Annotated in this window: 4 protein-coding genes and 1 rRNA gene; 4 read left to right on the top strand and 1 reads right to left on the bottom strand. The window is 48.4% G+C overall.

Annotation, left to right across the window (positions count from 1 at the left end):
• The 4 genes from rrf to pbpC all read left to right on the top strand — a co-directional run.
• Nucleotides 1-103, top strand: a 5S ribosomal RNA gene (gene rrf, locus BS617_RS13875); the annotation flags it as partial.
• Nucleotides 104-250: 147 nt separating this feature from the next.
• Nucleotides 251-1021 carry an enoyl-ACP reductase FabI gene (gene fabI / locus BS617_RS13870; protein ID WP_075173356.1) on the top strand — a complete coding sequence of 257 codons (771 nt, stop codon included), beginning with the start codon at nt 251-253 and terminating at the stop codon, nt 1019-1021.
• An 83-nt stretch (nt 1022-1104) separates the two neighbouring features.
• Nucleotides 1105-6105, top strand: coding sequence for an alpha-2-macroglobulin family protein (locus tag BS617_RS13865; RefSeq protein WP_075173355.1), 5001 nt, complete (start codon nt 1105-1107; stop codon nt 6103-6105).
• A gap of 3 nt (nt 6106-6108) precedes the next feature.
• Nucleotides 6109-8451 carry a penicillin-binding protein 1C gene (pbpC, locus tag BS617_RS13860; RefSeq protein ID WP_139303169.1) on the top strand — a complete coding sequence of 781 codons (2343 nt, stop codon included), beginning with the start codon at nt 6109-6111 and terminating at the stop codon, nt 8449-8451.
• On the opposite strand, the gene BS617_RS13855 is transcribed toward pbpC, so the two are convergent.
• A complete protein-coding gene (locus tag BS617_RS13855; RefSeq protein ID WP_075173354.1) occupies nt 8441-9223 on the bottom strand; it encodes a TSUP family transporter in 783 nt (260 codons plus the stop codon). The genes pbpC and BS617_RS13855 overlap by 11 nt on opposite strands.
• Between the last annotated feature and the right edge of the window lie 54 nt (nt 9224-9277).

Raw genomic sequence — 9277 nt, 5'->3', positions numbered from 1 at the left:
GCGAAGTGGAACCACCTGATCCCATCCCGAACTCAGTAGTGAAACGCTTTAGCGCCGATGGTAGTGTGGGGTCTCCCCATGTGAGAGTAGGTCATCGCCAAGCTTTTATACCGAACCCCTGATTGCGTTGCAGTCAGGGGTTTTTTTATGGTTATTGCTTTTTTAATGATGCTTTATTTGTTTTGTGTCTACTGCTTGTCATAAATTCAGGTTTATACTGCACTGCAGCAATATAAATTAGGAGGCAGGTATGAGCTTTTCAATAGCGGGTAAGCGCGGCATCATATTAGGCATTGCTAACCGTCACTCCATTGCCTTCGGCTGTGCAAAAGTGCTTCATGAGCTGGGTGCGGAGTTATGTATTACCTACCTTAATGAGAAGTCTAAACCTTATGTTCAACCGTTAGCTGATGTGCTGTCCCCTGCTTTGTTTTTGCCGTGCGATGTATCTAATCCGGGTGAGTTGGAGGCGGTTTTTGAAGCGGCAGAAAAAGAATGGGGCGCAATAGATTTTGTTATTCATTCTATCGCGTGGTCACCACTTGCAGAGCTACAAGGCCGGTTAGTTGATACATCAGGGGATGGATTCAGTAAGGCGGTAGATATCTCATGCCACTCATTCATACGTTCGGCAAAACAGGCCGAGCGGCTCATGAAAGAAAGAGGCGGAACTTTAATAACTATGAGCTATTACGGGGCGGATAAAGTGGTTGCTCATTACGATATGATGGGACCAATTAAAGCCGCTTTAGAGTCATCAGTTAGGTACTTAGCCGCTGAGCTGGGTGAATCTAAAATTCGAGTACACTCCATTTCACCCGGACCTATGCCTACTCGAGCGGCGTCTGGATTGGCTGAATTTACGCTGCTGATGGATGCGGCAATAGAACATTCCCCCTTACACCAATTAGCGACACCGGATGATGTAGGCCATATGGTTGCTTTCTTAATCAGTGATTGGGCGAAAGCACAGACAGGAAGTCTTATTTATGTCGATGCAGGGCACCATATTATGGCATAAAAAAGCACCTGCTCCTTGGAAAGAGGTCTATGTCGCTTCATACTAGCGCTCGTTGTATAGACTACTTTTTCAGGGAGTGATTAATGCTAGGCCACGCAAGGAAGTTAACAGCTTTTCTACTAATTAGTTTCGTTAGTATCTTTTTGATCGCTTGTAATGGTTCAGGTGATGAGACGTCGTCATCCACTAGTGTGGTATCAGAAGGGCCACAGGTTACTGCTGAGGCTTTACCAAAGAGTACAGGCACGAGTTTAGCTGTTAATGATCAAGCCGCGGGCAGTAATCAGGTTACAAGTACCAATGAAGAGTCAGATGACCCCGCTGATTCTTTATATAAGCAGTCTGATTTTGTGGTTTCTGATGTAAGTGCACAAACCTATCAAGGCCGGCTTGCCGCGGCAGTCACGTTTAGTACCCCTTTGCCCTCCGATCAGTTGTTTAATGATTGGCTAAGTGTCACCACCGATGATCAGGAATCACTGAGCGGAGAGTGGGCCGCTAACGATACTCGCACCGTCCTATATTTCCCGGGCTTATCTCCTAATGAAACCTATCATATCACTGTGCGTAAAGGCCTTCCCTCTGCTTTTGGTAAGTCGCTAGAGTCAGATAAAAGCGTCTCTTTTACAACCGATACCTTAGAGCCGATGATCGGTTTCTTAAATCAAGGTAACTTATTAGCTCATCAATTAACCAAAGGCTTACCCGTCCTTACCGTTAATGTTAGTCAGGTGGATCTTGATTTTTATCGTATTCCTGAAAGTAAATTGTACGATTTTTTGAGTGAAAATAGTGGGCGTGGTCAATTAGATTTTTGGCGTGTGCGTGATTCCCTAAAGCAATTTGATTTGGTGTACACAGGGCGTTTTGATCTTAAAGTGTTAGAAAACCAACAAGCCACGCGCTATATCCCTGTTAAATCAATAGCACCTCTTCAAAAGCCAGGGGTGTATCTTACTGTGATGAAGCCTGCGGGAAGTTACGACTACCAATACCCATCCACTTGGTTTGCAGTAACTGATTTGGGGGTTCAGTTAAAAATCTTTAAAGATCAGATCGATGTACATGTTAATTTACTGGCCTCTGCCGATGAAAAAGAAGGCGTTCACGTTACCTTGCTTGATGCTGAAGGTGGTGCGCTGGCCGATCAGGTGACTAATAAAGAGGGCGTTGTAAGCTTTGAGCGGTCTGCATTGAAAACGGAACCTAAGCTATTGTTAGCGCAGTCGGGTAAAGACACGACTTTGGTTAAGCTTTTTGGGCCTGCATTGGACTTGTCTGAGTTTCCAGTTACAGGGCACGCCTCTCATCAACAAACATTGTTTCTTTATAGTAGTCGTGATTTATACCGGCCTGGTGAAAGTGTAACAGTCAGTGGATTGCTTCGGGGAGCTGACGGCGACATGGTTAATGGCGCTACATTAGAAGCTTCATTGCAGCAACCGGATGGCCGGATTGTCGCTACTAGGCGGCTAGCTGCGTCAGCACTTAATTATTATGAAGTGACTTTTCCGATTACAAATGATGCACCGACTGGGCAATGGCGAATCACCATGACGTTGCCTGATAGTCGAGTTGTTGAGTACCCAATACAAGTTGAAGATTTTTTGCCTGAAAGGATGACGCTTGATTTAAAAGCCCCGGAACAATTATCACTCGACAGTCAATATAAGTTAGAGGTTGATGGACAATACCTTTATGGGGCTCCGGCTATTGGTAATAAGCTGCAGAGTAAGCTGATAGCGTCAATGGAACCTCACCCATTTAGAGCGTTTGAGGCATTCCATTTTGGGGATATACAGCAAACCGAATTGGATCGACAAGTTGATCTTGATCCGCTTGTATTGAATGGAGAGGGTAAGGCGACGGTTAGTGTTCCTTCGTTTTGGCAAGAGGCTAAAGTCCCACTGCGCTTAAAGCTGTTTGAGAGTTTGCTGGATACAGGAGGCCGGCCAGTTAGTCGCAGTGTAACCAGCACAGTCATGCCGGCCGATGAATTAATAGGCATCCGACCATTATTTGAGCAGGGTACGGTAGATTACGGCAGTACAGCTAATTTTGAGCTAGTAGTGACGAACGGGGTGGATAAATTCGCACGCCAAGGCGTAATAGTCCAGCTGATTCGTGAGCATCGTCAGTACCATTGGGTTTATTCCGATTCTGATGGCTGGAGTAGCAATTATACAGAGCGCCACTATCCCGTTTTTTCCCAAATTGTTGATATTAATGCCGATTCAAGTACCTCGATATCGGTACCTGTCGAGTGGGGTTATTATCGTTTAGAAATTAAAGACCCTAGCACCAACTTGGTATCGAACTACCGTTTTAATGCTGGCTGGAGTGAGCAGTCACAAACCTTATCGGGTAGGCCTGATCGAATAGGTATGTCACTGGATAAGCAAAAATATATGCCAGGCGATAAGGTCAAAGTGCGTTTGCAACCGCCAGCAGCAGGTAAAGGTTGGTTAATAGTGGAAGGCGATAAACCGCTTCATTCACAACCGATTGATATACCCGCGGATGGAGGGGCAGTTGAGTTCACCATGAGCCCTGAGTGGAAACAGCATGATTTGTATATTTCTGTCACCTTGCTACAAGCAGGTCAGGAACGCGAGGAACATTTACCGCGCAGGATGATGGGTATACAGCCTCTACCGCTAGACAGAGAGGATCGTCGTTTAACGGTTAGCTTAGAACTGCCTGAGCGAGCGCTGCCCGAGAAACAGCTCACTATTCCAGTGAAGGTATCGACCTCGAGTGGCAAATTACCCTCTGCTGTGCAGATGACATTGTCTGCTGTTGATATGGGGGTGCTCAATATCACACGGTTTAAAACGCCGGATCCTTTTGACGGGTTATTTGGTCAGCGGGCTTACTCACCACAAGTACGTGATAGTTATGGTGAGTTAGTCGATGGAGATGAAGGTGCGTTGGCTGAGTTGCGCTTTGGTGGTGATGCTGACCTCCAACGAGGTGGAACGGAAGCACCTTCCGATGTGCAAATAGTCTCTTTGTTTTCGGGTGTTATTCCTGTAGATGAGCAAGGTAACGCCGAGATACCGCTAAACATGCCTGATTTTAATGGTCGGGTTCGATTAATGGCCGTTGCTTTTGGCGAAAACCACGTTGGTTCGGCAGAGGCCGAACTGCAGGTAGCCGCACCGGTAGTAACACAGTTATCGATGCCGCGTTTTCTTGCGATAGGTGATCAGTCAGAGCTTGCTTTAGATTTGGATAATTTAAGTGGCAGCGAGCAGCAGATGACGATAGAAGTTACGTTAGGTGAAGGCTTAGAGTCTAGCGAAGGCGCCGCGCCACTCACAAAGGCTATCACGCTCGCGGATCAAGAAAAGACGACGCTAAGAATTCCGGTTAAAGCGACGGAGGTTTTTGGTCGCACCCCGATTGTTCTTCAGGTAACAGGATTGACCAATCTACCGCAAGGCAGCGATCACTCATTTACACGCCAATGGACACTGAGTTCTCGTCCTGCATGGCCCTCCATTACCGAGCAATGGCAAAAGCGTCTTGCACCTGAAAAGTCGCTCGTGCTCTCTAAAACAACACTTAATACTTTGATTCCAAGCAGTGCTACGTTAGCCATGAGCGCCTCATCACGCCCACCGCTGAACCTTGCATCTTATTTACGCGCCTTAAAAGCTTATCCCTATGGTTGTTTGGAGCAAACTACCAGTGGAATGTTTGCTCAAATTTATACAGACCCTGCGTTACTGCTTGAATTGGGTTTAACGGGAGAGAGCAACGAACACCGTGAAGAGACGATGAGAGTCGCTATACAACGGCTGATGGGAATGCAAAATAGTAGTGGTGGGTTTGGACTATGGGGAGCGGATAGCCCAGAAGAATATTGGCTCACTGTGTATGTCACCGATTTCTTGTTACGCGCGCAACAGGCAGGGTATGACGTGCCGGCTCATAATGTGGAGCGCAGTGTGAAGCGCCTACAAAGCTATGTACGAGATCCGCGGCGGATCAGCAGCGAGTATACTCATGATGATTCGGTCACTCGCTTTGCTGTGCGTTCGTACGCCGCGCTGGTGTTAGCTGATTTAGGGCAGGCCTCGTTGTCTGATCTACGAACGATATATGATCAGCGAGGGGATAAATGGAATGGTCTTGGGCTACTGCAGCTAGGAATGGCGCTAGATACTGCCGGTGATAGCACACGGGCTCAGGCCGCGCTAGCAAGCGCCTCTGAACGCTTACTATCTTCTACTTGGCGATATTCTGATTATGGCAGTCGTGTGCGAGATTTAGCGTTGGCTGTTTTTATGAGTATTGAGCACCATCAACCGGCTGAGTTTTGGGAGCCGCTGCTTTATCGTTTAAAAGAGCAGCTAACGAAACGCCGATGGTTGAGCACCCAAGAACAAAATGCGCTTTTCTTAGCCGGACGCCAACTGCAAATAATGGGTGGCGAACCGCTAGCGCTCACTTTATTGCAAGGGGCGGGTACGTCCGCTATTCAGTCTGAAGGTGATTGGCGGGAGCAGCGCTCAGGAACCTCGGCGGTTGGCGATCTAACATTGATTAATGCCGGCGATAGGCCTGTTTATGTCGATGTTCAGTTACGTGGCTACCCTAAGAATAACCCTAAAGCCCAAAGCAACGGGATACGGGTTCAACGCCGGTACTTTGATGCCAATGGAAACGCACTACAGCCGCTTCATCTTGCAACGGGTGATATGGTGATTGTTGAGTTAACGGCGAAAACGGATGATCCAATGCCGCATGCCTTGATTGTTGACTTGTTACCTGCAGGGCTTGAATTGGAAAACCAAAACCTTGCTACTTCTTTGGATATGGAAGATTTAAAGATTGGAGGTCAGTCAATTGTTGAACTGATGCAACAGCAGGATATTCGTCATCAAGAGTTTAGAGATGATCGATATGTAGCAGCGGTAAATATTAACTGGAGTCGTGAATCAAAACTATACTACCTAGCTCGCGCAGTATCGCCGGGGACGTTTATTATTCCGCCGACGTTTGCGCAAGATATGTATAAGCCTGATTATCGCCACATTGGTGGGCAGGCCGGTAAGGTAACGGTACAGGTTCCGTAATACGTGGTAGGAACGCCGAAAAAAGAAGGATGGTGCTGGCGGCTACGCCTAGCCGTTCTTAGCATCGGGTTGGTCGTTCTCGGGTGTTTGCTGCTTAAGTATTTAGATTGGCGATACCCGTTAGCACCGTTGCCACAAGTGAGCACTCTTGTGTTGGCTGATGATGGTACTCCTCTGCGTGCCTTCCCCAGTGATGGAGATCAGTGGCGTTACCCTGTTGGTATTGACGAGATATCGCCTCATTATTTAGAGGTGCTGCTTACCTACGAGGATCGATGGTTCTATTGGCACCCTGGTGTGAACCCATTCTCTTTAGTACGTGCTTTTTGGCAAAATGCACAATCGTCGGGCATTGTCTCAGGTGGCTCCACCTTAACGATGCAAGTCGCTCGTTTGTTGCATCCACACGACCGCAGTTATCGAGGAAAGCTGGTGCAAGTGCTGCGTGCTTTTCAGTTGGAGTGGCACTACAGCAAACCCGAAATTATCGACTTGTACCTTAACTTAGCGCCCTTTGGTGGCATGTTGTCCGGAGTGCAAGCAGCCAGTTTCTTTTTTTTTGGCAAGCAAGCCAACCAATTGAGTGATGCCGAAGCCGCTTTACTTGCTGTTTTACCGCAAAGACCCAGCGACTATCGCCCTGATCGGCATCCGCAGGCGGCTTTAAAAGCACGCAATAAAGCATTGGCTCGTATGGCGGTGCTCGGTGTGTGGAGCCAAAGCCGGGTGGCAGAGGCGCAAGCTGAGCCGTTGCTTGTTTTTGCAGAAGGGGTACCCAAGGTTGCACCAATCTTGAGTCGTCGCCTTTATCAGCAATGTACGTCGTGTAATGTTATCCACTCCACTATTGATTACGGGCTGCAATTGCAGCTTGAGGCGCTGGTTGATCAGTATCTTTATCAGCTTTCACCGGAGCAATCCGTGGCGGTTATGGTAATGGATAACAGAGACGGCTCTGTTAAAAGCTATATCGGCTCTGGCGATTTTTGGTCGGCGACACGCCATGGGCAAGTAGATATGATACAAGCGGTTCGTTCGCCGGGGTCTACGCTCAAACCCTTTCTCTATGGTATGGCTATTGATGAGGGGTTAATCCATTCGCATTCGTTGTTACTTGATGCGCCTCGATCGAAAAGCCAATACCGACCTCACAACTTTACAGGTCAATTTAACGGCCCTGTCACGGCGACCGAAGCCCTGCAACGCTCGTTGAATGTTCCGGCTGTTCAGTTAATAGAATTTATAGAAGCCGGGCGCTTTTTGACACGTTTACAACACGGTGGCTTGAAAAGCTTTGGTCCGGGTAGCGCTGATCCTAATCCATCAGTGATACTGGGTGGAGTGGGTGTCAAGATGGAGCAAATGGTGGGTTTATACAGTGCGTTTGCCCGCCAAGGGTTGGCAATTAAGCCGCGTTTGCGCCCAGAGCAACCTCAGCAGGAACGCCGGTTATTATCAGCGGGCAGCGCCTGGATTATTTGGGATGCGCTCGCTCAGCACCCGTATCGTAGTATGCATCAAAAAACACAGGGACAATGGAATCTCGCTTGGAAAACGGGAACGAGTTACGGTTACCGAGAAGCCTGGGCGATGGGCGTCTCACCTCGGTGGACAATAGGAGTATGGGTTGGACGGCCCGATGGTAGCCCTAGCCCAGGTAAGTTTGGTCGTGACACTGCCGCACCTTTGTTGTTCCGCGTACACAGTGCCTTGTCTGATGGCGAACGGCGTCTCATAAAGCCTAGTGGGGTTACAAAAGAAGAGATTTGCTGGCCGTCTGGCACGGCGCTAACGCGCCCAGAGAATCAGAATGGTCAATGCTTACGTCATCATGCGGCATGGGTGTTAGAGGGCGTTGTTCCTCCGACATTGCATGAGCTACCTGATCTAACGACCCAGCGCCTTATTACTCAAATTTGGGTGGATCCTGTCTCTGGGCTGCGGGTCGATCCCTCGTGCGCTAAACGATCACCTTTATTAACGAGGAAAATTGCACTTTGGCCAGAGGCGGCGGAGCCCTGGCTACCGACGTTTTGGCGAAACCAGCAGCGTCTGCCTTCCTTAGCCCCCGAGTGTGCACTGTTTGCCGCTGAACAAAAAACGATACGCATCACGACATGGCCGGATAAGGCTCTTGTTAAAATACCACCGCATGGAGGGGAGTTACGCGCTGATCTAATGGCTCAGGGCGGGAGCGGAGCGCGCGATTGGTATGTGGATGGTCGTTACGTTGGGAGCAGCGAGCGTGCGTTATCCTATCAATTTTCTAGCGTGGGGCTGCATCAAATTAGTGTGGTTGATGAGCAAGGTAATCGCGATATGATCCAATTGACCATTAGCCAGTGATCCAGCTGAACCATTGAGGGTGATCTTGCCATAGTAGGCGGATACACATCACGATTGAGATACACACCAGTAAAGGTCGAATAAGTTTAACGCCTTTACTAACCACTAATCCTGAACCTATTCTGCCTCCGATATATTGGCCCACGGCCATGCTAAAACCAATACTCCAGACAATCTGGCCGCCAATGGCAAAAAACAAGAGAGAAGCGAGGTTGGATGTTAAGTTTAGTAGCTTGGTATGAGCGGTTGCTTTCGCCATACCGAACCCTAACAAAGAAACGAAGGCGATAGCGAAGAAAGAGCCGGTTCCAGGGCCAAAAAAGCCATCATAAAAGCCCACGGTCGTACCTATCACTAATGCAAAACTCAAGGAGCTGATGCGCTGATGGCTATCTTGATCGCTGATGCGTGGTGAGAACAGAAAATAGAGAGCAAAACCGGCCAGTAATAGGGGAAGCAGCTTACTGAGAAAACTAGGGTCAAGCTGTTGTACTAAAATTGTCCCTAATACGCCCCCTGCAAAGGTGCAAACAATGGCTAGGCGCATCGAGGCGAGGTCGATTAGCCCGCGTTTCACAAAATAAAGGGTAGCGGCTAACGCACCAAAGCTACTTTGTAGTTTGTTAGTGCCTAGCGCCATTGTTGGAGGCATGCCTGTGGCCAGTAGTGCGGGAATAGTGATGAGTCCGCCGCCGCCCGCAATGGAATCTACGATACCGGCTAACAAAGCAACCCCTGATAAAATGAGCAGGGTAAGGAGGTCGACTTCCATGTGAGGCTTCCAAAATAGCGAATAGAAGCCTTAATCTTATCAGCGGATTCTTAT

It is taken from the genome of Neptunomonas phycophila, assembly GCF_001922575.1.
GTDB lineage: Bacteria > Pseudomonadota > Gammaproteobacteria > Pseudomonadales > Balneatricaceae > Neptunomonas > Neptunomonas phycophila.
The sequence above is the reverse complement of the archived record's forward strand: the minus strand, read 5'-3'. Positions and strand labels throughout refer to the sequence as shown.

What these genes read in the sequence shown, in the direction of transcription:
- fabI (WP_075173356.1), top strand. Translation starts at nt 251, where the DNA reads ATGAGCTTTTCAATAGCGGGTAAGCGCGGCATCATATTAGGCATTGCT.
- BS617_RS13865 (WP_075173355.1), top strand. Translation starts at nt 1,105, where the DNA reads ATGCTAGGCCACGCAAGGAAGTTAACAGCTTTTCTACTAATTAGTTTC.
- BS617_RS13855 (WP_075173354.1), bottom strand. Translation starts at nt 9,223, where the DNA reads ATGGAAGTCGACCTCCTTACCCTGCTCATTTTATCAGGGGTTGCTTTG.